Genomic DNA, 462 nt, shown 5'->3' with positions numbered 1-462 from the left:
CGTTCGCTTGATCGTATTCCAGCCGCTGGACCGCTCTGCGAGACCGATCGTATGTCACCTCGGTCACTCCCATCGCCCTGGTCGACGCGGCGACGCTCTGTCCGTGTGCGACCAGCACGTCGACCTGACGCAGCTTGCTCACGATCTCCTCAGGCTTGGGTCGTTGGGCCATCGATTCCGTCCTCTGTCGGCTCAACAGCCATACTTCAGGGCGGGCCTCGGTCCACTCAAGTACGTAGTGCGACGCGTAGACGGCGCTGCCTTCCTCAAGGATGAGGACCGGCAGCTTCTCGGGCGGATTATACTGAGGTGTCACGGACGTGCCGTGCGAGGGCACTTCGGTCTCCAGGTCGAAAGGGATGCCTTTCTCGGCGAGCGCGATCCGCACCTTGCGGGCATACGGGCTCGGTGTCGCGCTGATCAGCTTCATCGTGCTGCAATCCTAAGCTGGTTCATTCCGCG

General features: G+C 62.3%; 1 protein-coding gene. It reads right to left on the bottom strand.

All coding sequences use genetic code 11. The features are described from left to right. Window positions 1-430, bottom strand: a 430-nt coding sequence (locus MKL09_RS12085; RefSeq protein WP_244020409.1) for a glutathione S-transferase N-terminal domain-containing protein, incomplete at its 3' end; no start/stop codon positions are given. Between the last annotated feature and the right edge of the window lie 32 nt (window positions 431-462).

This window comes from Methylobacterium sp. J-048, from assembly GCF_022829515.1.
Taxonomy (GTDB): Bacteria; Pseudomonadota; Alphaproteobacteria; order Rhizobiales; family Beijerinckiaceae; genus Methylobacterium.
This window is presented reverse-complemented; position numbering and strand designations above follow the sequence as displayed.